Genomic DNA, 25,597 nt, shown 5'->3' on the forward strand with positions numbered 1-25,597 from the left:
ACTCCTTTTTCTCAAGTCTTTTAAATATAATTTCTGAAAGAACTCATATATAATAGAAAAAGATACTTAACATGGTGAATAATTAAAGAGTCAATATATATAGAGGAGAGAGTAACATGCTTGAAAATACGGGGTTAGTATTAGAAGGCGGCGGTATGCGTGGTGTGTACACGGGCGGGATATTAGAATACTTTATGGAACAAGATTTATATTTTCCATATGTAATTGGTGTATCAGCTGGTGCTTGTCATGCAGCGTCGTATCTTTCCAGACAAAGAAATAGAAATAAAACGGTCAATATTGATTATGCATCACATCCGAAATATTTATCGTATAAAAACTTATGGAGAAAACGGCAGTTATTTGATATGGATTTCATTTTTCATGAAATTCCAGAAAAGCATGTGCCGTTTGATTTTGAAACATACTTTAATAGCCCAGAACGTTTCCTTGTAGGAACGACGGATTGTGAAACTGGGCAATCTGTTTATTTTGAAAAAGAAGGAACGAATGATGATGCGCTAAATTTATTACAAGCGTCTAGTTCATTGCCTTTCATTGCACCAGTAGTAAATTACCGTGGTAAGCAATTATTAGATGGTGGGATTTCAGATCCGATTCCAGTTCGTAAAGCACAGGAAGATGGATTTAAAAAATCAGTCGTAATTTTAACGAGAAATCATGGCTACGCGAAGAAAAAATCAAAGTTTGGATGGGTTGCTGCGAAAGCTTATAAAAAATATCCGAATCTTGTTAACACGATGCTAAATCGTTATGAAGTGTATAATGAAACACTTCACTACATCGAAAAAGAAGAACAAGCGGGTAATTTATTTGTTATTCGCCCAGAAGTGCCGCTTCAAGTAGATCGTATGGAAAAAGATACAGCAAAACTACAAAATTTATATGAGCAAGGCTATGAAGATGCAAAGAGACAGTTTGCAGATTTGCAGGCGTTTTTGCAAAAATAAGTACTAGGCTGCGGAGATGGAGTTCTCTGCAGCCTTTTTTTGTATTGCTTGCTTATTCCGTTACTTTTTAAAAATGTATGAATGTTTAAGTGTTTAAAGAGTTTGTAAAACATCGGGGTTTCTTGTTGAGGAGAATTTATTTGAAGGATATTATGATGATGTAGCGCTACTAAACTATTAAATTTATGAGGTGATTGTTAATGAAAGGAAAAGTTTTTTCAATTACGACTTTAGTATTATTAGCAACATCAATCTCAACAAGTGCATTCTATCCAACTCTAAGCGGTCACAAAAGCGGTAACCTACTATCTTACAGAGCTCAAACTACTACGAATCAAAATGCATCTCGTTGTTCAGTAGCAATTTCTTTTATTAAATCAAATGGAAATAATTCATATATTGAAAGCGCTTCAGACAAATTAGGATCCCATGAATCTGGAAGAGCATTAAACGCAACTGTGAGTAATGGTGCATATAACGCCTTTGGTGCAAAAGGACTATACTCGGAGCATTATGCAAATGAGAATAATGACTATCAAGAAGATACACACAAAGGTACTTTTGATAGTAATGGTAACTTACGATTACAGTGGTAAAAAGCATTAAACAGTTGTCTTTATAAATATTTAGATAAGGAGAAGGGGATGTTCATCATCTCCTTCTTATTTAAAAGGAGCACAGACATGTACCTAGCTTTTAAAAATATAAAAAGCAATAAACTGTTTTTCTTAATTCTCCTTATGTCATTTTTTATTTCTTTTCTTTCTATATCAATAGCCGCACTTTTAACAGAGTCTAAACGAAACTTTATATCGGCTTTTCAAATCGGTTTTCCAGAGAAGAACCAAGTTTTAACTGTTCCGATAGCGAATGCAACTGAATTGGAAGAGATAATTCCTTTCATACAAGATACTTTTGTTAAAAGTGATATTTATGTAGAGCATTTAAAAGCATTAAATAGTTCAGGGGCAACAAAGATCATAGCTGTGAATTTAAAAGATGATTATTATTGGAAGCCATATATTTCTGAAGGACAATATTTTCATCGTGAAAATGTAAACGATATGGTTGTTGGCGATCAAACGAATGTAGAGGAGTTATATGAATTTGATGATACATATAAAAAAATAGGAACTATATCAAGAAAAGACAGTGACGTCGGTGTAGCAGGCATATACGTTCCACTTCAAAACTTACCTACTATATCTAAAAAAGGTATTATCGAGAGTAAACAATTACAATTAACAGTTGTTAATCCTACATCATCTATTCATAACGAAATAAAAAAGTTTATGGGTAGGAGTAAAGAAGTGCTTTCGGGAGATGTTCAAATGCTGAATGAACGAGATCTTCAAGAACTACATGTGACACATATAGATCCAGCAAATAAGTATTATTATAAATTTATTCTTGTTGCAATTGTTTCTGGCATTTCTGCGGTTTTATTTTGGATTTATAAAAAAGAAAGAGAGATTTCATTAAAAAAAGCAGTAGGTGCTTCTAATATATCTATCTACTGCGAACTATATATTCAAATTTTGTTTATTTCTCTAGCAGCGATGTTCTTAGTTTTTATTATGTTAGAAATATTTTCGGGAACAATTCATACTTATTTTCAGACATACTTAGTAAAACCGTTAACACTATATGTATTGATATGCAATGTTATTTTTATAATTTTTCTTACAATTTTTGTTACTGTAATTCCAATCAAGCACATTATAAATATATATCCCGGAAAACATTTAAGAACGTAGGAGGTCGTCATGTTTTTTATATTTGATTCTATACGGTCTGTGAAAAAACGGTTGTTACCAAGTTTGATTATAGTAATTTCTTTAATTATTGCATTTTCTTCAGCAATAGAATTTGTTAGTAATCTTTCGGGATATCGAAAAATGATGACGGTAGCAAATAATTTATCGACTCATAAAAATTTCTATGAACTTTATGCGACGCAAGATATAACCTTGTTTAGCGAAGAAAAAGCGAAAAATGATTATCAACATTTCATGCAAGGGTTATCTAATATGATACCAATAACAAATAAAACTAATTATCTGTTCCGTAACTATTCACTTAGTTTAAAAAAAGAAAATGGAACGATAAAGACTCTTATTGTTGATAAAGATATTAATAAGTACTTTCGTATACGAATTTCACAAGGAAGATATTTTGAGGAATCGGAATTTCATAAATCAGTATTTGATATTAGACCTGTTATATTAGGGGCTAATTATATAGAAAAGGTATCTATTGGTGATGTTATACCATCTGGAAAAATGAAGCTAAAAGTAATTGGTTTTTTAGAAAAAAATTCACCATTTACATATCCTCGAAGTGGTGAAATATCGGATAATCGTATTACATTATTAGATGACATGGCGATTTTACCAATTGGAACAGAAGAAATAGAGTTCTATAGTGTAGAACTTTTATACAATGGGTTAATTATAGAAACAAATGATAAGATAAATATAAATGAACTTCAAAAGAAAGTATTAAAGGTAACAGAAGGTAAGGGTTATTCGTATTATGTTACAAATCCGAATAAATTGTTAGAAAACGAAAAACAAGGTATTGATAATATGTCATACCCCTTATTATTAAGCGGTACAGTCTTATTTTTTTCATTTCTATCTATTGTATTAACATCAATGGCAGCACTTTATATGGAGCGTAAAAATATTTCTATTAGATCAGCGTTAGGTGCAAGCACTTTTCAAATATGTCTTCCATTTATTATTGAGTATATGTTGCTATTCGTTTTAGCGATATGTATAGGCATAATGTATTTTCAATGGGAGAATAGCGGAGTAATTGAAATTCAGAAAGGGCTAGAAAATAGTATAGTATCTTTCTTTGGAACGTTAAAAGTCTCTATAGAATCATTGGTTGTTATAGGTGCTTTATCAATTGTAATGATCCTCGTTATATATGCAATCATTTATTTCAATGTACTAAAAATAAAAAATACATATATGAAAGAGGTGTTATAGATGATTCAGCTCGCAAATGTGGCTAAGGGATACGGAAAGAGTAATTTTAGTGCTTTACAAGATATTAATCTTACAATAGAAAAAGGCGAAATGATAGCCATTATGGGACCATCTGGTTTTGGGAAATCAACCTTGCTTAACATTATTTGCTTAATTGATAGCCCCTCTACTGGAAAGTATTTTTTAGATGGAATGGATACGAGTACATTCAAGTCAAATTATCATAAGTATAGAAACACGGAAGTTGGATTTGTGTTTCAGAACTTTTCGCTATTAGATGATTATACAGTTGTTGAAAATGTAATGCTTCCGCTTATATATAGAAGAATTTCTCATAAGAAACGTATGCAAATATCAAAAGAAATGCTGAAAATGGTAGGGCTTGAGAGGCATATTAACAAATATCCTTACGAGTTATCAGGAGGAGAACAGCAAAGAACAGCAATAGCAAGGGCTTTAGCACAAGATACAAAAATTATACTTGCTGATGAACCGACTGGTGCTCTTGATCAAGAAAATGGGGAGAAAATTATGAGTATTTTACAAGAGATTAATAAAGAAGGAAAAACAGTGTTAGTTGTTACACATGATCAAAAGGTAGCTGCATATTGTCAGAGGACGATACGGTTACTTGATGGTTGTATGGTATAATATGGATAATGTTATGTGAAGAGGTGATACATATGGAAAATGTCTATAAAGGACTTAGGCATACTGGGTTTATTATGATGTTTATTTTTGGTAGCGTATTTTTACTTCGCTGGTTTATTCATGATGAAATGTTAATAGATCAACTTATTGGTTTTAGTGTGGGCATAGTAATGGTTATTTCATCAGTTTTCATTCAAAAGTATAGTAAAGAATTAAAGGTAGAAGAGAAGTATTAAAAGGTTATAACCTTCTTCGTATTTTGGAGGGGCCTTTATAGTTTGAATGATTGTTGTAAAAGAAAAGTAGAGCATCGGATTTCGATGCTCTACTTTTTTAATGTGGTAAGAATATCAATTGATAAGCAAACAAAATTCCAAATACATATACAAGTGGGTGAACAGCACGGAATTTACCTTTTGCCACTTTCATAAGTGGATATGAAATAAATCCAAGTGCGATACCTGTTGCGATACTTGATGTAAGAGGCATGCTTAAGATTACTAAAAATGCTGGGAATGCTTCATCAAATGTGTCCCAATCGATGTGGCGAACTGAACCCATCATAAGACTACCAACGATAATTAATGATGGAGCAGTAATAGCTGATACACCAGAGACAGCACTTACTAATGGTCCGAAGAATGCTGCTAGTGCGAATAGAACAGCTACTGTAACAGTTGTTAAACCAGTACGACCACCAGCTGCAACACCAGCAGATGATTCAATGTAAGCTGTTGATGGTGTCGTTCCGAACATAGAACCAATAGTTGCTGAGAATGAGTCAGATAGAAGAGCTCGTCCAGCTTTTGGGAGTTTTCCGTCTTTCATAAATCCACCTTGTTGAGCTACCCCAAGTAATGTACCTGTTGTATCAAATAATGTAACAAGGAAGAATGAAAATACAACGCCGTATAATCCGTAGTTAATTACGTCAGATACAGCAGTAATTGGATTTGAAACGATAATTCCTTCTGGTAATCCAGGCATTGATGTAACACCGTTTGAGAATGTTAATTGTCCTGTGAAGAAAGCGATAATACCAGTTAATAGCATACCGATAAATAGTGCGCCATTTACATTTAAAGACATAAGGATAATAGTAATTCCAAGTCCAGCTAATGCTAGTAGAACTGGAGCAGAGTGAAGATCACCAAGTCCAACTAAGTTTGCATCATTTTTTGTAACGATACCTGTTAAACGTAAACCGATAAAGGCGATAAATAGCCCGATACCAGCAGTAATTGCGTGTTTTAAGTTTTCAGGAATTGCTTCCATTAATTTTGTACGGAAAGATGTAAATGATAGCAAAATTAAAATCATACCTGCTACGAATACAGCAGAGAATGCAATTGCGAAAGTCATGCCTTCATGCGCTTTTACAACAGAGTAAGAGAAGTAAGCATTTAATCCCATACCTGGCGCGATTGCGATTGGTAAGTTTGTAAAGATTGCCATAAATAATGTTCCGACAACAGCAGCAATAATTGTTGCTGTAAATGCTTGTTCAAATGGAACACCTGCATCTCCAAGGATAACAGGGTTTACGACAATGATATATGCCATTGTTAAGAAGGTAATAATACCTGCCATAATTTCAATTTTAATAGAAGTTTTATGTTTTGAAAGGTTAAACATATAAACATCCTTTCTGTTTACGAATAATTTTCACAACAGTTATATATAATATTCGTTTTTTATCTATTTTGCAATAGTTTTGCATAAAAAGTTTATAACAATTCATATTTTGTGTCTTAAATTCGAATATTAATCGTAAACCGATGTGTGAATTTCAGCTTTTTATTGTGCACATGCTAAGGAAAAGGAGTTGAAAGCAGCTATGCCACAGCAAAAAAACTTTATAACAATGCCTGCGCAACATCAAAATAAGCAGCCTGGTATTGAATCATTAATGAGCCCCCTTCCGCAGTTTGAAGATCCAAATTATCAAGGAAGTGAAAAGTTAAAAGGGAAGAATGTGTTAATTACGGGAGGAGATAGCGGAATCGGACGAGCAGTTTCCATCGCTTTTGCAAAAGAAGGAGCAAATGTTGCGATTGCTTATTTAGATGAGGAAGAAGATGCAAAAGAGACGAAACAACGTGTTGAAAAAGAAGGTGTAAAGTGTGTATTGTTGCCGGGGGATTTGAGTAATGAACAGCATTGTAAAGATATTGTGGAAGAGACCGCCCGGCAGTTAGGTAGTTTAAATATTTTAGTGAATAACGTTGCACAGCAATATCCGCAGCAAGGGCTAGAGTATATTACAGCAGAACAGCTAGAAAAAACATTTCGTATTAATATTTTTTCTTATTTTCACGTTACGAAAGCAGCCCTTTCTCATTTGAAGAAAGGGGATGTCATTATAAATACGGCATCTATCGTTGCATATGAAGGAAATGAAACGTTAATTGATTATTCCGCAACGAAAGGAGCAATCGTAGCTTTTACAAGATCACTTTCTCAATCGTTAGTGCAAAAAGGGATTCGGGTAAATGGTGTTGCACCAGGACCGATTTGGACACCGCTTATTCCATCGAGCTTTGATGAGAAGAAAGTCTCTCAGTTTGGGAGCAATGTCCCAATGCAAAGGCCTGGTCAACCATATGAGTTAGCGCCGGCATACGTATATTTAGCGTCTGGTGATTCTTCTTATGTTACTGGACAAATGATACATGTAAATGGGGGCGTTATTGTAAATGGATAGTTTTCATTTATAAGAGCAAAGTAATGTTAATTCCACTTATTATAGTGAGCGCTAGGGGGGATATAGCTGAAAAAGTTATGTTTCGTCATACTATTATTTTTCATCCTACCGGTTAGTGCTTTTGCTAATACAGATCATTTAATATTAGTGAATCTTACGACAAATCAGTTGTCTTTTTTTGAGAATGGAAATTATACAAAAACATTTCCAGTAACGACTGGAAGAGATCGTACACCTACGCCTGAAGGTAACTTTTGTATTATAACTAAATTTAAAAATAAAGAATACCATCGAAAAAAAATACCTGGGGGTGCACCGAATAACCCTCTCGGTACGAGGTGGCTTGGACTAGATAAGAATGAATATGCGATTCACGGGACGAACCGGGAATGGACGATTGGAAGTAGGGAATCAAATGGTTGTATTCGCATGCATGACAGGGATATACAATGGTTATATGACAGAGTACAATTACAAACAAAAGTAATCATTTCTCGTTTTCATACGAGCCCCGAATATGAAGCGAATAAGCTTGGTTATCGCGTTGTGAGCTGGAATGGTCGAAAAATAGAAGAAGAACAAATTGGAGTACTAACGCTAGTAGACCGCGCGGATATATATTGGCAAGAACCAAATGGACAGTTAACGAAAGTGAAAACGGTATTGCCAAATGAAAGATATCCAGTGTACTCAAAACGAAAAGATGGAATATATTATATAGGAAACAATTCGTATATTATAGATGAAACAGGAGAGAAAATTCGTTACGAGCAAATTCCTTCTTCGATTTTAAGTAATATATATAAACGGAAATACAATGTTCCGTAATGGCTACCGTATTATAGACGGTAGCTTATTTATACTTGGAGTTTAACTGCAACTATTGTATTTTGCTGAATATAATACAGTACAGATAGGGGGCGGTTATATTATGAAAAGTGAATTTGCGTTTAAAGTTTTTTTAGTAACGACCTGTTTATTTATCGTGTATTTATATGCGTTTTTCGTCTTTTCTTTTTATGTTCCATATGTTGATTTAATATTGTTCTTCGGATTTATTTGGGCGTTTGTGAAAGCGAGGGAAGGAGAGAAGAGTATATATCGGCGCATTACCTTATGCGGGACGGCCGTTCTCGTTATTTTGTACTTTTTTATTATGCATGATTTTTGGAGGGGAATGTAAAAAAGCATACGATTAATCGTATGCTTTTATATCTGTTAATGATGGAAGAGAGGCAATTGCACCGTAATTTGTACATGTGATAGCGCCTACTTTATTTGCAAAGGAGATAAACGCTGTTAAGTCTTTGAAATGATACGAAAGTGTATGTTCACTTTGGGCAATCTGATATAACATTGCTCCAACGAAAGCATCACCAGCACCAGTTGTATCGACTTGTTGAATGGAAATAGAAGAGACAATGGTTTGACCTTCATTTGTCGCAAGAAGTGTACCGTCTTTTCCAAGTGTAATAGCTACTACTTTTGCGCCATAATTTAATAATTTGAGTGCAGCTTGTTGTAAATCACTCTCTTTAGAGAGCATAGTAGCTTCCTCTTGACTTACTTTTACGAAGTGTGCATGTTTTATAAAGGTTAGACAATCTTGAGAGAATTGTTCTGTATTTGTAATGAGTGCACTTCGATAATTTGGATCAAAAGAAATAAAATGGCCGTTATCTTTCGCATATTGTAACAACTGAAAATACGTTTCTTTTAATGGGCTTGATAGTAAAGCTGTCGCTGAACCGAAATGTATTAAATCATTCGTTTGTATTTTTGATAAATCAATGCTATTGAATTGATATTCACCATCTGCACCACGCATAAAAGTAAAATCACGTTCGCCATCTTGATCGATGGATACGAATGCAAGTGTTGTTTGTTTATCTTTTATGAGCATGGATGTATCGACTTGCGCACGCTGTAAAGTTTGTTCAAGAAACTCACCAAATGGGTCATTTCCTACTTGCCCCATAAATGTAGCGTGTCCACCTAATTTTGTAATCGCAGCAGCAACGTTAGCGGGTGCTCCACCAGCTTTTTTTTCGAAATCTGAACCGTTTACTAAAGAAACGTTAGTATTTCGGCACACAAAATCAATTAATAGTTCACCTATACAAAAGACATTTCTCATACAATCCCTCTTTTCAGCTTATATTGTGTGATGATAAAGTTTAGTTTTGCATCTGAAAAGATTGCGATATGATGTTTCATGTCTTTTCGAGGAAAAACTCGGGACGTAAAGACTGTTGAACCATCGTATAAGAAAATTTCCACGATGCTTTTATCTACAAATATTTGTAGTTCTATCGTATCTTGAATATCGATTTTTTTACAGCGTTCAAATCCATATTCTCCGCCAAATTGATGGTAGAAGTTGCCCCTGTCTATAGAAATAGTACCTTGTTCCCGATTAAATGTAAGGGGGAAACATTCCTCCTCATGTGGAAGAGAGAAAGCCCAAAACGCTTTGCATCTTCTGTTTTAAGTGTAACAATTAATTCATAGGAGCCTTTATCATCAAGCGTTGATAATACATTTAATCCAGCTGTTATATTTCCTGAAATTTCTTTTTTTGTTGTTCGTAGTTTTGTTAATTCTGAAACTGGTTTTTGTTTTAAGATGTTATCTTCTAATGTTAATTCACGTGGAAGTGTTAGGCAATGAGCCCACATATAATCATCAGAAGGATATGTGATTTCACTTGATCCTGCCCAAGCAAACAATAGGCGACGACTAGTAGAGTCTTCTAAAGTTTGAGGGGCATAAAAATCGAATCCTTTATCAGCTTCGTAATAGGAATCAACATGGAAATATAAATTTTTAATATCGAAATGGCCTATGGCATAAACGACATTGTATATATTGTGAAAGTTTTCGCCGTCTTTTTCAATTCCTTGCGGTGAAAAGAGAAGTACATCTTTCCCTGATAATTGGAAGTAATCGGGGCATTCCCACATAAATCCGAATTCTTTTAAATTTGTTGTAATTTCGCCTTGGAAATGCCAATTGTATAGGTCTTGTGATTTGTATAGTAATAGAGTTCCTGTTTTATTTTCACGTTGGGCACCGAGCAACATATAGTACATATCATTATGTTTCCAGACTTTTGGATCACGTACATGTTTTGTATATCCGTCAGGAATTATATCAATAACAGGATTATTACTATATTTCGTCATCGTATATTGTGAATCCATTGTTGCCATACATTGTTTTGCATCACGGGAATCATCAGGCTTTTTTATATTCCCTGTATAAAGTAAATGAAGAAGGCCATCTTTTACGATAGCACTACCAGAATATGCACCGTGTGATTCATAGCTTTCAGTAGGGATGATGGCTACAGGCATACGCTCCCAGTTAATAAGGTCTTTTGACTTCACATGCCCCCAATGCTTCATTCCATGAATGGGACCAAATGGATACCACTGATAAAAAACGTGATATTCATCATTGTAGTAGGATACACCGTTAGGATCATTCATTAATCCAAATGGTGGGTGGATATGATAAATTGGTTTCCATGAATCTTGGTTTGCAATTTCATATAAAGAATGTAATTCGTCTTTATTAGATTGCAGTATTGTTTTATATTTTGACATAGGTTTTCACCCCGTTATTATTTACTTTCTTTATATAAAATGAATGTGGCAACAAAAGCAGTGATAACTGCAATAGCGAAACCAATTATATAGTGAATCATGTTCATCATGCCAAGAGGTGCAACAATTGTAAGCATCGGAATACCTGTTAAACCGTATGCGTTAGCCGCCACTTGCATCCAAACAACGTAAGCGCCTCCAATTGCGCCGCCAATAGCTGCTGCAATAAATGGTTTACCAAGTTTTAAATTGACACCAAAAATAGCTGGTTCTGTAATTCCTAAAAATGCTGAAGCTGCGGCCGGAATTGCAATTTCTTTCGTTTTTTTGTTTTTTGTTTTGAAATAGACAGCTAAAGTAGCACCGCCCTGTGCAACGTTCGCCATTGACCAAATAGGGAGTAAGAAATTGACACCGATATCTTTATTTGCGAGTAAGCCTGCTTCAATAGCGTGGAAGCTATGGTGTAAGCCAGTAAGAACGATTGTTGAATACAATCCGCCGAATATAAGTCCAGCTACTGGTCCTGCAAATTGATAGATTGTATTTAAAAGGTACGTAATGCCGTCACCGATTTTATATCCAATTGGTCCGATAATAATAAGTGATAAAAAGCCAGTTATAATAATTGTTAAGAATGGTGTAACTAATAAATCTAAAGAGTTCGGAACACGTTTTCGAAGTTCTTTTTCAATTGTACTCATAACATATACGCATAATAAAATAGGTAAAACAGTACCTTGATAGCCAATCATATCAATATCCATACCAAAGAAATGTAAAACAGTTGGTTTTGCATTTGAAAGAGTCCAAGGATTTGTTAAGCTTGGGTGAGTTAATATACCACCAACAACTGCACCTAAGAAAATGTTTCCACCAAATTCTTTAGCGGCACTAACTCCAATTAAAATAGGTAAAATAATGAAAGCTGCACTTGAGAACATATCAAGTAATTGGATAAGTGAGTGATCTCCAGGAACTAATTTAAACGCTTTCAACATTCCGAGTAGACCCATAAGTAAACCGCTTGCGACGATAGCTGGAATAATTGGAACAAAAATATTAGATAGTGTCTTTGCTAGGCGGGCGATAGGATTCATTTTTTTCTTAGGTATATCGTTTGATGTTGTAGAATCTAGTTCGGCTATTCCAATTAGTTTTGAGAATTCATCATATACTTTGTTTACTATGCCAGTTCCAAAAATAATTTGATATTGCTCGGTCGTTGCGAAAGCACCTTTTACTCCATCGATGTTTTCGATTTCTGCAGCGTTTATTTTCGTATCATCCTTTAATATAAGACGAAGGCGAGTCGCGCAATGTGTGGCACGGACAATGTTTTCCTTTCCACCAATGTTCTGTATTACTTGAGTTGCAATTTGTTTCATATCCATAAAAATTCCCCCTTACTATAAATTTTCTTATATGGAACCGGTTCCTTAAGGAACTAAAATAAAAAACAGGGAAATGATGTTGAAAATCCTGTTTTTAAAATGTGGAACCGGTTTTAATTTTATTATAGAGCGCCTTTATATTTTGTCAACGCTTTCTTGGATTTTTAATGTATAACGAGAGTGTAATATTTTTGGTATAGTTTTGTTTTCAACAAGCTGTGAAAGAGAAGTGGCAGCAAGCTTTCCAGCATACTCATAGTCAAACGCAATTGTCGTTAAACTAGGGTGTACCATTTCTGAAATATCATATCCACCGAATCCTGTTACAGAAATATCACCTGGTACAGAAAGGGAGTGGGAGTGAATGACTTTCATTGCGCCAAGAGCGATGTTATCTGTAGCACATACGATAAGAGTTGGGCGATTATTATCTAAAATATGTTGTACTTGTTTCATGGCATCTTCTATGCGGAAAGTTGTTTCGTAATATGAAACGTTGCAAGTTGGTTCTAAATTTTCAATTGCTTTTTGAAAACCATTTTTTCGATTTATTCCAACAGAAATATCATCTTTTCCTATCCCTAAATAGGCAATATGTCGATGGCCTTGTGATAAAACGTATGCCCCTAACTCATACGCTGCATCATAATCATCGTGAACGAGGCAATATTGATTTTTATATTCTTGCCCGACGAATAAAATAGGGATGTTTGAATTAGCCATAATTTTTTGATGTTCATTCGTTAATGTTTTTGTTAATAAAATAATGCCAGCTACCTTTTGTTTTATAAAGTTTTCAATTGCTTGTATTTCAGTTTCGGTTGTTTGATTTGCATTTGCTACAAGCATTTGATAGTTATTTTCCTGTAATGTTTTATCGATCCCGATAAGTGTTTTCATTGTAGCGAAGGAGTCTAATCGGGGGATGATGACACCAATTAAATTTGTTGTTTTTGCTTTTAAACTTTGAGCGAATGTATTGGGAGAGAAATTTGTTTCCTGAATAATACCTTCGATTTTAAGTTTTGTTTTATCACTTACATATCCGCCGTTTAAGTAACGAGAGACTGTGCTTTTTGCAACTCCAGCCAATTTGGCGATATCTGCAATTGTTTTAGCCATAGTATTTCACCTTCGTATTCATAAAAATGTTAACTTTATTATAGGGAGAATTAGAGATGACGTAAACAAGAAGAGGGAAAGAAAAAACCACCTCACGTATATGAGGTGGAATAATTGTTAATATTTAGGCTTAAATGTATGACAACAAGTCTCTACACTCGTTGCTACAGAACTTTCTAGTGTCTCGTTTGTTAAAACAGCAGCTGTATATGAATCATTTTCAGTTTGACCAGTTTCATCTGCATCAGGCTGAACGATGATCGCACTTGCTTGACAAAAGTTACCTTGTCCCCAAAAAGAACAGTTGGAAACAGAACATCTTACTTCTGGCATAAAACCCCCTCCTTATACATTAGTGTGGGATTTTACACCCATTTCATGTGTAGAAGGAGTTTCCTTTTCTCGTTACTTTTTCGTTTGCTCAAGCCATTCTTTTAATTTATCTTTCGGCTGTTCACCGCTAATACGGCTCACTTCTTTGCCATCTTTAAAATGAATGATTGTTGGTGTTCCTTGAATTTTATATTCATCCCAAGGAGCATCTAATTTTTCAATATCCATAACTTTCATATCAACGTTTAAGTCTTTAGCCATTGGCACTAGGACAGGAGATAATTTTTGGCAATGAACGCAGGATGTTTGATAAAAGTATACTGTTTCTTCTTTTTTCTCTTTTAAGTTCTTTTGAAGATCTGAAAGAGAAATTTTATTTGTGTAGTAGTCAGGACCGTTTGTCTTACTTTCAGTAGGATTATCAATCTTTTGGCTAGTAGCATTTTTTTCTTCCATTTGTGTGACCGCGAAAATTGCTACGAACAAGGCGATAATAATACCACCAAATATAAGCATTTTTTTCATTCTTTCATCTCCTTATTTGTTTTTGATGACAATAAAGCTACAAACAGCGATTGTAATAAAGCCGATAAGTGCTAAAAACGGGATTGTAATAAAACCAAACCAGTTTATAAATTCTCCGGTGCAGGGTACACGACCGCAAGCTGCTCCAGCAGCTGAAAACGCTGGGACTTTTTGAATTGCATAGTGATATAAAGAAATACAAGCACCAATACTTGCAATTGGTAAAGAATAACTTGCGATGCGATAATCTTTTTTTGCTACAGCGATACCGAGCCATAAAACGAATGGATACATAAAAATACGTTGATACCAACAAAGAACACAAGGCTCAAATTTCATGATTTCGGAAAAGTACAGACTTCCTAGTGTAGCGATAAAAGAAGCTCCCCATGCGGTAAGTAAAGCATATTCTTGCTTTTTTTCTCGTCCCATATTTTATACCTCTCTTATAATAGTTACATACTAAATTATAGTATGAAGTGGTATGGAAAAGAAAGAAAAAATATGTTTATCAATAAAAGTTTTATAAGAGGGAACTTTTATTAGTATTAATATTAATAAAAGCGCTACCCTCCTAAAGAGAATAGCGCTATATTTTACATTTGAATTTGTTCTACTTCTTCTACATGCGACTTTTGGGATGCGTGGTCAATATATTGAAATAGGAGCTGCAATTGTTTATCAACTTCTGGTAGTTCTTTACTGTATTGATAAGCGTGTAAAAAATGCTCAATACGCTTAGAAAATAATTGATCGTTCGTTTGAACCATGAGAACGAGTAATTTATCCCAATTACAGCAATACGTGTAATAGAGAGCTTTATCATAGTCGTTATATGTTTGCACTGTATACCCTCCTTACCGAGAGTTATATATAGTGTGTGATAAGTAAGGGGAAATACACTTGAAAGAATTTGTTAAGAAAAAAAGTGAATGAAAAGAAAAAACGAGGAGTTTCCTCGTTTTTTAAGCTTTTGGCATTGGCGTAGGTGTTGGTTTGCCATAGCCTTCCTTGTATTTATTATCGATATAGTTGCGAATTTCAAGCGTTGATTTTCCTTTTTGTTTCATGGAAGCAGATTCAACTGCGATTTCTAGGCAATTGACGCAAGTCGTTGCGTGGGAATCCCAAACAACTTCACCATTCTTTTTAATTTCACGGATAAAGCAGTTTTTATTATTTTTTATGTCCTACACTTTCACCGCAACCACAATAGCATGGAATCCAATCTAATAGCTCTGCATTTTGTCCAGCGACGGTGTAGATATCTTTCATTTGTGGATCAAGCTTATCTAGGAAGGTTGGAAGTGTGTCGATTCCTTTTGTTTTCTCTTGAATGTCAGCTTGCTGAGTGTGCGATGCGTGGTCATGTTCTTCTTGTTTTGATTCAGAAGATTTTTGGTCATTTGTACCTGTACTTCCGCATCCAGCAAGAATTAAGCTTAGTACTGCAAGTAAAGAAAATACATACTTTTTCATTCGCTTGTCCCCTTTACAAATGTATTAATCAAATTGTATCAGACTAAGGGATACCTAGGGAGAAGTTTTTTTTGAACGATTTTTGAAGTGCCATCTTAGTGAATGAAACAAAAATAAAATCGGGATATAAGCGTATACAATATATAAACCCGCTTGAGATAGTACGGTATTTAATGTATTGATACTTTCACGGTTTGTGAAAAACAGAGAAGCTGAAAATATGATGAAAATAAAAAACGGTAATGTAAATTTAAATGAAATATGAAAGGAACGCTTCATCGTTTGACATGATGACCAAATGGTTAAGCAAAGGTTTGGTAAAATAATTAAAAACCAAACGAAAATAATAATATATTCAAAGCGCTGAATAAAAGGAACTTTAATTATTTTTAACATCGTTAAAGTAGGCCAAATAGTACGGTGTAATTGTCCCTCGCTATAATACATAAAAGATACGATAGCTAAAATCACATAAATTAAAGTGCTAAAAGCAATTCCAGCATGGGCCCATCGCTTTAAAGATTTTCCTTTTTCAATAAAGGGATAAAAGATAAGAATTGTTTCAAATCCCAGAAATTCCAATGCGGAGTGTTTTGCAGATATAAGCATGTCAAAAGGTGAATGCGTAAAAATAGGTAAAATATTACGAAAATGTGCATACTTCATCGGATAGATTAAAAAGAACACAACGAAAATAGGCAGCACAATACCCCAAAAGCATATCCCTGTCACAGAGCGAAAGCCGCCTTTTATAATGTAGTAAGTGACTAATAAAAACATAAGCGTAAGTTTCCATAACTTAATGGTAGGGAAAATCCAAACTTGTATTACTTCCATATATGTCCGAAGAACAGTAAGGCAAAATAATAAGCAATAAAGAGTGAAAATTACAGAAAATATAGAGCCAACCCATTTTCCAAAAGTTGTTGTATGAATGCTAATTAAATCTCCGTCTTTTTCAAGCATTTTTAACATACAAAATAGTACAATATGAGTTGCAATCCCCGCAATAATAAGAGAAATCCAAGCATCATAACCTGCATTTTTCAAAATTACACGTTGATATCCGAGAATTCCTATGCCGATTTGGAGAGAATGCAATAAAATAAATGCAAAATATGGAGAGACAGTTTTTGTCTTATTCATTGTATTCATTGCTCATTTCACCTCACTATTCTCCGATTCCAGATTGTACAATATTAAGATCTAAATTTATATCTACCGCTACATTTTTATACATATTTCGAATTTGTTTTATATTCCATTTTCTCGTATGGCTTCTAATTTCATCTCGTATTCCTAACGGATCAATTTCCTTTTCTTGAAATTGTTTTATTAAATCTTCACAGTCTTTTTCGACATTTCGTTCAATTTGTTTTTTTATATAATTGATATTTGTTTTTTTTCTTAGATCAATCCAATTAGGAGAGTTTTTAATTAATCCATTTAATTTTAAATTGATTTTTACTTTTGGTATGTCGCCAGTTTGATCTATATCATACTTATTTTCTCCGGCTAAGTTTTGTATAACAACCATACCTTTATGCTTATCCTTTTTTATTGCTGCTTCGTAACGTCCATTTTTCGTAGGATTAATAAGTAATTTTGCTAAAACAGAATGTCTTTTATCCGTATACATGACGACTTTATCGCCTTTTAAAAAGGCAAGTCCTTTGACAGCGACGGAATGATTATCGTCCATTTTAATATAAGGAACATAGGCATCACATACAGAAGAGTAATAATTATATAAAAAAATGTTTAATTCAGTTTGTGGAATGTTCTCATTTCTTATATTTTGCTCGAGTAAATCAGCAATATATAAAGACCCATTTTTTTTTCCGTAATTTAAAAGCTCTTCAGCCGATCCATCTACAATTGCTAGTTGTACATCACGCCCGATATTTGGGTCACGTTGTAAGTTAGTAATAATCTCTCCCATTCCGCGTTCTCCTAGAGCCTTTCCAAATAGGACGACACGCATTTGACCTACAACAACATTGTGAGGAGATTTCGCATTCAATCGTGAAGCAATTGTTTCAAGTGAACGGGCAGATGTTGTTTGAGTCTCTGGCTTAGACTTTACACCATGTGTGTACTCTGGGAACAGAATAGTTCCTTGGAATCCTTTGTTTTTTGTGATGTCAAATCCAGCAATATGAATAATACGCTGTGCATCCACTATATACGTTTGTGTACAGCCAGTTTGTAAAACGAAGAAGATAATGATAAGGTGCAATAAAATTTTCTTCATTCATTCTCACCATCACGTTTTTGCTTCGATTTGTTTGGATTGTAGCGCCATTTTGATTTTGGTCTAAGAAAAGAAGGTCTTTGAGCCGTTTGGCTAAATGGTAATCGAAGAAAACCTTCTGCTGTACCTAAACCACGAAATGGATATAAAGGTAATAAATAAGGTGATCCAAGTGATTTTAATTTAATTAAATGAGCTAAAATAAATACAAATCCGACAGCGAGGCCTAATCCTCCGAATGCACCAGCTAAAAGAATAAGCGGAAAGCGTAACAACCGGATAGTAGAAGACATCTTTACAGTCGGTGTTGTGAAAGATGCAAGGGCGGATAAAGCAACTGCAATTAATAAAATTGTACTTGTTAAAGCTGCTTCAACAGATGCTTGTCCAATTACAATCCCCCCAACAATCCCAATCGTTTGTCCGACTTTTGTCGGTAAACGCGCTCCAGCTTCACGAAGCAATTCAATTGTAATTTCTAAAAAGAGTGCTTCTAGAATAGGAGGGAAAGGTACGTTAGCTCTCGAGAAAATAATAGGACCTAGTAAATCGGCAGGAATCATTTGATAATGATATGTTAAAGCCGCTGTATAAATAGCGGAGGAAAAAAGAGAAAATATAGCTCCGAAAAAACGAATAATACGAAAGAACGATCCAATCATCCACGGTAAATAATAATCTTCTGGTGAAATGAAAAAATCCAGTAACGTTGTTGGTCCTGATAAAGCATATGGAGAGCCATCTGTTAAAATTAAAACTTCCCCGTTAATTAATGCAAATACAGCTCGATCTAATCGTTCTGTAGGTAATAGAACAGGAAAAGGTGAATTGCTATTATCACTAATAAATTGCTCAATCATAGTTGAATCAAATGGGACATCAAAGTCAATGTCTTCTAGCCGTTGAAGTGCGGTGTTGACAAATTGTTCATTTGTAATTCCTTCTATATAAGCAACTGCTACTTTCGTTTTTGATATAGATCCGACGGTAACTTCTTTAAAAATGAGTTGCTCCGTTACGATATTTCGGCGTAATAAGTGGATATTTGTATCAAGGTTTTCAACGAAACCGATTTTAGGCCCGATTACGCTATACTCATTTTCTGTATCGTTATATAATCGTTTTCCTAAAACAGTACTTTCGGCACGAATTAAAGCATATTGATCAGGATTCGAATTGTTTTTTAAGCGTATTAAAATATATCCACCTAATAATTTTTCACGAATATCATCAATAGAAGGGGAGGTAATAATGTCTTCAATAGAGACGATATTACATAAATCAGAGATGTTTTGGATTTGTTCCGATTCCTTTTTTATAGGAGTTAAAATGAATTGTTTAATAATAAGTGCTTCCACGACAGATTTATAATAAAATAAGCACAACGTTTCATCTTTAAGTATGTTATAAGAGACAAAATCGCTTGATTCTTTCATGGTTTGTATAAATTCTGGGATAGAACAAAGTGTTTTTGTATTAGTCTTTTTTGATTTCTTAGATGATAAACCGAACATTTTCTCACCCCTAACTTACATCATTTACTTGTGTTAGTTTTTGGGAAAGACGGGAATTTATACTTAAAAATTGAAAGTTCATAAAGAAAAGGAAGAGTGGTGAATGGCTCTTCCTTTTTAGCATTTTAATTTGTTTTTTGTTCTTTAATAGACTTCACTAATTTCATCATTTCCGCTCGTATATCTTCTCTTTTTACATTTAATTTTTCGGCAATTTGTTTAATGTCCATTCCATCTTTTTTCATTTTTAATACATCATCAAGAGGGGTATTGCTTTTTTGAGAGATGATTGTTAACACAGTAAGATGACGCAATTTGATGTTATATTCTTTCATTTTTTGCTTTAGCTGATCCGGTGTGGATTTTTGCATAGTTGCTAACTGTTGTAGCAGTGCTTGCTTTGTTTCTTTACTCATATGATGCTTTTTCAGCTTACTTGGATCTACACCGAAATGCTCGGCTGTTTTCTCCCAAGATTTATTTTGCTTATAGTAAGATAAAACATCTTTTATTTCTTGTTTACTGATTCTTGCAATGTGAGCAGCTTTCCAAATTTCATGTTTGTTATAGCCGAGCTTTTCTAGCGACTGCATTTCTTCTTCTGAAATTGGTTTATGGTGATGCATTGTTACTTCTTTCGGTGTGGCAGCGGAAGCCGGGAAGATAATTGCTCCGCATAATAATGCTGTCATAGTCATACTTACCGCGATTTTTTTGTACATGTAAACTCCTCCTAGATGGATAGTGTGGAAAACTGTACACATATCATTTCCATAAAATGTTAAATACTTGTGAACAAGTTAAGTTTTTTTATTCACAGCATGGAATGACGTTTTTAGGAGTTTTCCAACATAAAACATTGATTAATAGTAAAAAACTAAGGTATAATCGAAATTGAAAATCAATATCAATAATGAAGATAAAATTATACATATAGATAAAAATAAGGGAGAGATAAATATGACTACATATACTTCCATCGCTAATGTGATTAAAGAAAGGCGCTCTGTTCGTACATTTACAGACAAAGCAGTAGAAAAAGATCTATTAATTGAACTATTAAACGATGCAACATGGGCACCAAATCATAAGCACCGTGAACCATGGAATTGTAAACTATACATCGGAGAAGGCCGCAAGAAATTAGTAGATGCAGTATTAAACTCTTTCACAGAAGAAGAAAGAGCGAAACGCGGTAAAATTTTATCAGATCGTTTCTTAAACACGCCTGCACAAATCGTTGTATATATAAATGAAGATCCGCGTCAAATTCAACGTGATGAAGATTACGCTGCAACATGTGCATTTATGCAAAACTTCCAACTTCTTGCTTGGGAACGCGGATTAGGTTGCGTTTGGAAATCAGGCGGATTAAACTACAATCCATTATTTATAGAAGGAATCGGTTTAACAAGAGGTCAACGTATCGTTGGAATTCTTCACCTGGGCTATTTCGATAAAGCGCCAGAAGGAAAAGTTCGTACTCCGATTACGGAGAAGATGGAGATTATTGAAGGTTAATAGATGAGACATTCTCGTTTTTGCGGGGGTGTCTTTTTATTATGCAATCAATCCTCATGAAAGCTTGTTCTTCATCATACACTTTCTTAAGGGAAAGTGTAAGGAGGGAAAATAATGAGAGCAAGTGACGATAAAGCACTGCAATATGCGATTGCGGAAATTACGGAAATTGCGACTGGATTTGGGCTTGATTTTTATCCGATGCGTTATGAAGTATGTCCAGCGGAAATTATTTATACATTCGGTGCATATGGGATGCCGACGAGGTTTTCACATTGGAGTTTTGGAAAACAGTTTTTCAGAATGAAATTACAATACGATTTAGGTCTTAGTAAAATATACGAACTCGTTATTAACTCTGATCCATGTTACGCCTTTTTATTAGATACGAATTCTTTAATTCAAAATAAATTAATTGTAGCGCACGTTTTAGCGCACTGTGATTTCTTCAAAAATAATATTCGTTTCTCTAATACGAAACGCGATATGGTGGAGAGTATGGCAGCGACAGCAGATCGTGTGAAGGCGTATGAACATAAGTATGGAAGAGAAGAGGTAGAAACGTTCTTGGATGCAGTACTTGCCATTCAAGAACATATTGATCCATCGCTTATGCGTCCGAAACTTGCTTGGAGTATTGGAGATTTAGAAGAGGATGTAGAAAAGAAGAAGATATCACAGTACGATGATTTATGGAATTTAGATGATCGAAACAAAAAGAGGGAACGACCTAATATGCATAAAAAGAAGAAAATCCCACCGCAGCCAGAAAAAGATTTACTCCTCTTTATTGAAGAATATAGCCGTGAGCTAGAAGAGTGGCAGCGCGACATATTAACGATGATGCGCGAGGAAATGTTATATTTCTGGCCACAGCTTGAAACGAAGATTATGAATGAAGGCTGGGCTTCCTTCTGGCATCAACGCATACTCCGTGAAATGGACTTAACATCTTCTGAAGCGATTGAATTTGCAAAGCTTAATGCAGGTGTAGTTCAACCATCAAAAACAAGCATTAACCCATACTACCTCGGTATTAAAATGTTTGAAGATATAGAGGAGCGCTACAACAACCCGACAGAAGAAATGAAACGACGCGGTGTAAAACCAGGATCTGGTCGAGACAAAATTTTTGAAGTACGTGAAATTGAGTGGGACGTATCGTTCTTAAGAAACTACTTAAATAAAGACCTCGTAATGAGAGAAGATATGTACTTATTCCAGCGCCAAGGAAAAGAATATAAAGTAATAGATAAAGAGTGGGAACATGTACGCGATCAGCTTGTAAATATGCGTACAAATGGCGGATTCCCGTACTTAGTAGTAGAAGATGGAGACTACTTAAAGAACGGAGAATTGTACATTAAACATAGTTACGAAGGAATCGAGCTCGATTTAAAATACTTAGAAAAAGTACTGCCATATCTTCATCAATTATGGGGAAGAACGGTGCATATGGAGTCCATTGTGGAGAGTAAGGGCGTTGTGTTTTCTTATGATGGGAAGATGGTGCATCGGAAGTATGTGTGAGGGGAAGAACGGACATAGGATACTGTGTCCGTTCTTTTTTATTTAAAATAGGAAAAATATGCTATTCTTGAAAAAAGGGAGTTATATAGAGAAATGGAGCGATTAAAATGAGAAAAGTAGGGGTATGCAAGGTTGATATTACGCCGCCTGTAGGTATTGATTTTGTCGGATATCATAGAGAGACAGGAATAAATAATATTGAAGAGCGTATTTATGGGACAGTTTTTGTATTTGAAAAAGATGAAATGAAAACTGTGTTTATAAGTATTGATAATATTGGAATGTTAGTAGAAGATACGAATATGATTCGTGAGCGAGTAGCAAGTAGGCTTCATGTTCCATTTGAGCGAATAACAGTTGTTTATACACATACCCACTCTGGTCCAGAAACGGTCGGTGATAATTCGCTCGTACAGTCGTATAAAACGATTTTAGTAAATAATGTGGTGCAAGGTGCTGTTACTGCTAATAAAAACTTGAAGCGATGTGAAGTTGGCTGGAGTGTTACGACAGGTGATATTGGGGTCAATCGAAGAGAGAGAACATCTGATGGAAAAGCGAAGATGGGAACAAATATAGATGGTGTTGTAGATAAACGAATTGGTATGTTAGCAATAAGAGATGCTGAAACGAAGGAGTTATCTGGGGTTTTAGTATTTTGTACTGCGCATCCGAATGTTTTAAAAGGTGATAGCGATGTATTATCAGCAGATTATCCTGGAATGACGAGAGAGATTCTTGAGAAAATCGTAAACTGTCCTGTTATTATTGTGCAAGGAGCTGCTGGTAATGTAAATGCAAAGTATCGCGGTTCAAGTGAAGCGTTAAAACAAATGGCTTACATACTTAGTGGACATATATTAACGATGTTGCCAGCAGTTACATATAGCCCAATTTTAAATTTAAGGACAGTTTCAAGTACGGTGCAAATGAAGTTGAATGATATTCCTGAAATTGATGAGATACGAAGCATGGCTCGATTAGCTGAGAAGCAGTGGGGCGTAAATACGGAAGAATGGCTTACTATCGTTTTAGAGAAATATAGGCAAGGTATTCGGCGGTTAAGTATTGATTTAGAAGTGCAACTGTTTCAAGTTAATGATGGTATGTTTTCAGGTATACCGATGGAACCTTTTTCAGAAACTGCCTTAGAAATGAAAGAGAGCCTTCAAAATGAATTGGCTTTCTTTGGTGGATATATGAACGGATATCTTGGTTATTTACCGACAAAAGACGAATATGCATATGGCGGATATGAAGTAGAATTAAGTCCTATTGTGTATGGAACAGTTACAAATTTGTTAATGCCACCGGGAGAGAATACTGCGGAGTTGATTGTGAAAAAGGTTATGGATTTATGTAATATGGTGAAACTTTAATGAGACAGATTTTTGAACGCAGAGTAAAGAATATGACTAATTGTGTGACTTTTAAAAAAAGAAAAACTAGAATTTATAAAGGGATCTTCAATTGTTCGCTATCATTTGTATAGGAGGTAAGTTATGTTGTATAGCTTTATTTCTATAAGATGTAGGTTGGCTCTTTATAGTTTTGGTGTTCTTTTTATCTTTTTTTGTATAGTATTTTTGGTGAATCAGAAGGTGTATGCAGAAGATGTACCGTGGACATCAGTTTCAAATGAGGGAGAACGTGTACTTTTTCAAGAACAATCTTTGTATAGTAATGATCGAAGGGGAGAAGATCTTGTTTCACCTTCATTTGAAGGGCGTAAACATGGTGGGGAAGATTGGGGATACTTATTAAGAGACAGTAATTTTAATTATCCATCTAATATCCTTACACATTCTATAATAGGAAGAGATGATCGAATTAGAGTTACTGATACAACTTTGTATCCTTATAGGGCTATAGTACACATAGTAATTCAATTTAATGGACAAGAGGTTTATGGGTGTACAGGAGCGCTAATTAGTAAAGATACAGTATTTACAGCTGGGCACTGTGTTTACAATAAAAAGCTTGGTGGATGGGCAAAAAATGTTATTGTGACTCCTGGTAGAAATGGAAACCAAGCACCGTATTTGCCTTATAGTTGGACAAAGCTTTATTCAGTAAGTGGATGGACTGATGATGGAGATTCGGAATTTGATTATGGAGCCATTAAATTAAATGGATCTCCTGGAGATTATACAGGGTGGTTAGGATATAGAACTACTAATGTAGAGTCTCCAAAGGGGTTACTCGCAGTAGTTCCAGGGTATCCGTGTGATAAAGTAGGAAATGAAAAATATACTATGTGGACAGATTATGGACCAATTGAAGGCACTAGTCCTAGAATTTTAACATATAGGATGGACACTTATGGATGTCAAAGTGGAGCACCCGTATATCATGACTATTCTCGCACGGGTGTAACAATAATAGCTACCCATACAGTAGGAAGTAATTCTTGGAATTCTGGAAACCGGGTGACAGACGATGTTTTTAATAATCTTAAAAAATGGTCTGAATAAATATAATAAGCTTTTATGGATTTTATGTTGTGTACTGGTCATAATCATAATGTCTAGTTCTATAGCAAATAATGAAAAGAAGTTTAGTAAGGTTGTTAATTCTGTAACTTTTCACGTAAAAAATAAAGAAAAACAGCCAATAAAAGATTTTGAAATTATACTTATGAAAGACGAATCACCTGAACCCAGTAAAGAAATTGGGATCTCAATAGGGAAAACAGACGAAGAAGGAAAAGTTATTTGGAGGAATGTGAGAACGGGAAAATATATCGTATTTTTGCCAAATAACGAGATACAGATGGTTATGATTAATGATAGAGGTGCAACGAAAAAAATAAATATATCATTGTAGAAAAAGAGTCCATTGGGATTCGTTTTCTCAGGTTGTGGCATTAAAGAATTTTACGTGGAATGGATCTAACCTTATGTGAAGAAGCTATTGATTTTGAAAATTTAAATACAGGTGTATTTAAATTTTCAAAACACGTATTTATACATTGGTTTAATCGTACAGAAAG

At 34.6% G+C, this 25,597-nt stretch carries 26 protein-coding genes and 2 pseudogenes; 14 read left to right on the forward strand and 14 right to left on the reverse strand.

What is annotated here, in order from left to right; translation table 11 throughout:
- Positions 1–116: 116 nt before the first annotated feature.
- The 6 genes from MR169_RS15680 (at position 117) to MR169_RS15705 (ending at position 4,857) form a co-directional block, all read left to right on the forward strand.
- The gene (locus MR169_RS15680) at positions 117–971 is read left to right on the forward strand and encodes a patatin-like phospholipase family protein (protein WP_000892677.1); all 855 of its coding nucleotides are present in this window, start codon (positions 117–119) and stop codon (positions 969–971) included.
- Positions 972–1,171: 200 nt separating this feature from the next.
- A complete protein-coding gene (locus tag MR169_RS15685; RefSeq protein WP_000676983.1) occupies positions 1,172–1,567 on the forward strand; it encodes a hypothetical protein in 396 nt (131 codons plus the stop codon).
- Between the two features lie 87 nt (positions 1,568–1,654).
- A complete protein-coding gene (locus MR169_RS15690) occupies positions 1,655–2,728 on the forward strand; it encodes an ABC transporter permease (RefSeq protein ID WP_242319639.1) in 1,074 nt (357 codons plus the stop codon).
- Positions 2,729–2,737: 9 nt separating this feature from the next.
- Entirely contained in the window at positions 2,738–3,970 is a 1,233-nt protein-coding gene (locus tag MR169_RS15695; RefSeq protein WP_016117188.1) for an ABC transporter permease, read from the forward strand.
- Positions 3,971–4,621, forward strand: coding sequence for an ABC transporter ATP-binding protein (locus tag MR169_RS15700; protein ID WP_242319640.1), 651 nt, complete (start codon positions 3,971–3,973; stop codon positions 4,619–4,621). It abuts the gene before it with no gap.
- A 32-nt stretch (positions 4,622–4,653) separates the two neighbouring features.
- Positions 4,654–4,857, forward strand: coding sequence for a hypothetical protein (locus MR169_RS15705; RefSeq protein ID WP_000432806.1), 204 nt, complete (start codon positions 4,654–4,656; stop codon positions 4,855–4,857).
- 97 nt (positions 4,858–4,954) lie between these two features.
- Here MR169_RS15705 and MR169_RS15710 read toward each other — a convergent pair whose 3' ends face one another.
- Positions 4,955–6,256 (reverse strand): NCS2 family permease, encoded by a 1,302-nt coding sequence (locus tag MR169_RS15710; protein WP_242319641.1) that lies wholly within the window; start codon positions 6,254–6,256, stop codon positions 4,955–4,957.
- Between the two features lie 202 nt (positions 6,257–6,458).
- Here MR169_RS15710 and MR169_RS15715 point away from each other — a divergent pair, with 202 nt between their 5' ends.
- The 3 genes from MR169_RS15715 (at position 6,459) to MR169_RS15725 (ending at position 8,508) form a co-directional block, all read left to right on the forward strand.
- Positions 6,459–7,325: an SDR family oxidoreductase gene (locus MR169_RS15715; RefSeq protein WP_001136266.1), complete on the forward strand. Its 867-nt coding sequence runs from the start codon at positions 6,459–6,461 to the stop codon at positions 7,323–7,325.
- Between the two features lie 66 nt (positions 7,326–7,391).
- Positions 7,392–8,153 carry a L,D-transpeptidase gene (locus tag MR169_RS15720; RefSeq protein ID WP_033682769.1) on the forward strand — a complete coding sequence of 254 codons (762 nt, stop codon included), beginning with the start codon at positions 7,392–7,394 and terminating at the stop codon, positions 8,151–8,153.
- Between the two features lie 103 nt (positions 8,154–8,256).
- Positions 8,257–8,508, forward strand: a complete 252-nt coding sequence (locus tag MR169_RS15725; RefSeq protein WP_071737549.1) for a hypothetical protein — start codon at positions 8,257–8,259, stop codon at positions 8,506–8,508.
- 12 nt (positions 8,509–8,520) lie between these two features.
- Here MR169_RS15725 and MR169_RS15730 read toward each other — a convergent pair whose 3' ends face one another.
- The 13 genes and pseudogenes from MR169_RS15730 to MR169_RS15790 form a co-directional block, all read right to left on the reverse strand.
- Complete coding sequence (locus tag MR169_RS15730) at positions 8,521–9,462, reverse strand: carbohydrate kinase family protein (protein ID WP_001246642.1); 942 nt, start codon at positions 9,460–9,462, stop codon at positions 8,521–8,523.
- Positions 9,459–10,933 (reverse strand): annotated as a pseudogene (scrB, locus tag MR169_RS15735) (beta-fructofuranosidase). Before scrB ends, MR169_RS15730 begins: the two are co-directional and overlap by 4 nt.
- 17 nt (positions 10,934–10,950) lie before the next feature.
- Positions 10,951–12,327: a sucrose-specific PTS transporter subunit IIBC gene (locus MR169_RS15740; protein WP_000367319.1), complete on the reverse strand. Its 1,377-nt coding sequence runs from the start codon at positions 12,325–12,327 to the stop codon at positions 10,951–10,953.
- A gap of 135 nt (positions 12,328–12,462) precedes the next feature.
- The gene (locus tag MR169_RS15745; RefSeq protein WP_001140398.1) at positions 12,463–13,449 is read right to left on the reverse strand and encodes a LacI family DNA-binding transcriptional regulator; all 987 of its coding nucleotides are present in this window, start codon (positions 13,447–13,449) and stop codon (positions 12,463–12,465) included.
- Between the two features lie 117 nt (positions 13,450–13,566).
- Complete coding sequence (locus MR169_RS15750) at positions 13,567–13,782, reverse strand: DUF1540 domain-containing protein (protein WP_001115481.1); 216 nt, start codon at positions 13,780–13,782, stop codon at positions 13,567–13,569.
- Between the two features lie 72 nt (positions 13,783–13,854).
- Positions 13,855–14,307 carry a thioredoxin family protein gene (locus MR169_RS15755; RefSeq protein WP_000738450.1) on the reverse strand — a complete coding sequence of 151 codons (453 nt, stop codon included), beginning with the start codon at positions 14,305–14,307 and terminating at the stop codon, positions 13,855–13,857.
- Between the two features lie 12 nt (positions 14,308–14,319).
- A complete protein-coding gene (locus MR169_RS15760) occupies positions 14,320–14,739 on the reverse strand; it encodes a disulfide formation protein C (RefSeq protein ID WP_000532264.1) in 420 nt (139 codons plus the stop codon).
- 164 nt (positions 14,740–14,903) lie between these two features.
- Positions 14,904–15,152 carry a YhdB family protein gene (locus MR169_RS15765; RefSeq protein WP_001195459.1) on the reverse strand — a complete coding sequence of 83 codons (249 nt, stop codon included), beginning with the start codon at positions 15,150–15,152 and terminating at the stop codon, positions 14,904–14,906.
- A gap of 120 nt (positions 15,153–15,272) precedes the next feature.
- Positions 15,273–15,786 (reverse strand): annotated as a pseudogene (locus MR169_RS15770) (PCYCGC domain-containing protein).
- Positions 15,787–15,840: 54 nt separating this feature from the next.
- A complete protein-coding gene (locus MR169_RS15775; RefSeq protein ID WP_086423992.1) occupies positions 15,841–16,941 on the reverse strand; it encodes a GerAB/ArcD/ProY family transporter in 1,101 nt (366 codons plus the stop codon).
- Between the two features lie 16 nt (positions 16,942–16,957).
- Positions 16,958–18,040: a Ger(x)C family spore germination protein gene (locus tag MR169_RS15780; RefSeq protein ID WP_000722243.1), complete on the reverse strand. Its 1,083-nt coding sequence runs from the start codon at positions 18,038–18,040 to the stop codon at positions 16,958–16,960.
- Positions 18,037–19,554: a spore germination protein gene (locus MR169_RS15785; RefSeq protein ID WP_242319642.1), complete on the reverse strand. Its 1,518-nt coding sequence runs from the start codon at positions 19,552–19,554 to the stop codon at positions 18,037–18,039. Before MR169_RS15785 ends, MR169_RS15780 begins: the two co-directional genes overlap by 4 nt.
- Before the next feature lie 125 nt (positions 19,555–19,679).
- Positions 19,680–20,276 (reverse strand): hypothetical protein, encoded by a 597-nt coding sequence (locus tag MR169_RS15790; protein ID WP_000276998.1) that lies wholly within the window; start codon positions 20,274–20,276, stop codon positions 19,680–19,682.
- 238 nt (positions 20,277–20,514) lie between these two features.
- Here MR169_RS15790 and MR169_RS15795 point away from each other — a divergent pair, with 238 nt between their 5' ends.
- The 5 genes from MR169_RS15795 to MR169_RS15815 all read left to right on the forward strand — a co-directional run bounded on the left by MR169_RS15795 (position 20,515) and on the right by MR169_RS15815 (position 25,431).
- On the forward strand, positions 20,515–21,075 hold the full coding sequence (locus tag MR169_RS15795) for a nitroreductase family protein (RefSeq protein WP_242319643.1): 561 nt from the start codon (positions 20,515–20,517) through the stop codon (positions 21,073–21,075).
- Positions 21,076–21,189: 114 nt separating this feature from the next.
- Positions 21,190–22,605 (forward strand): stage V sporulation protein SpoVR, encoded by a 1,416-nt coding sequence (gene spoVR, locus MR169_RS15800; RefSeq protein ID WP_016117191.1) that lies wholly within the window; start codon positions 21,190–21,192, stop codon positions 22,603–22,605.
- Between the two features lie 107 nt (positions 22,606–22,712).
- Positions 22,713–23,984 carry a neutral/alkaline non-lysosomal ceramidase N-terminal domain-containing protein gene (locus MR169_RS15805; RefSeq protein WP_242319644.1) on the forward strand — a complete coding sequence of 424 codons (1,272 nt, stop codon included), beginning with the start codon at positions 22,713–22,715 and terminating at the stop codon, positions 23,982–23,984.
- A 123-nt stretch (positions 23,985–24,107) separates the two neighbouring features.
- A complete protein-coding gene (locus MR169_RS15810) occupies positions 24,108–25,079 on the forward strand; it encodes a trypsin-like serine peptidase (RefSeq protein ID WP_000966972.1) in 972 nt (323 codons plus the stop codon).
- Positions 25,045–25,431, forward strand: coding sequence for a DUF2606 family protein (locus MR169_RS15815; protein ID WP_000478585.1), 387 nt, complete (start codon positions 25,045–25,047; stop codon positions 25,429–25,431). The genes MR169_RS15810 and MR169_RS15815 overlap by 35 nt, the downstream gene beginning before the upstream one ends.
- Positions 25,432–25,597 lie beyond the last annotated feature (166 nt).

This window comes from Bacillus cereus group sp. BfR-BA-01349 (genome assembly GCF_022663795.1).
Classification (GTDB): domain Bacteria; phylum Bacillota; class Bacilli; order Bacillales; family Bacillaceae_G; genus Bacillus_A; species Bacillus_A cereus.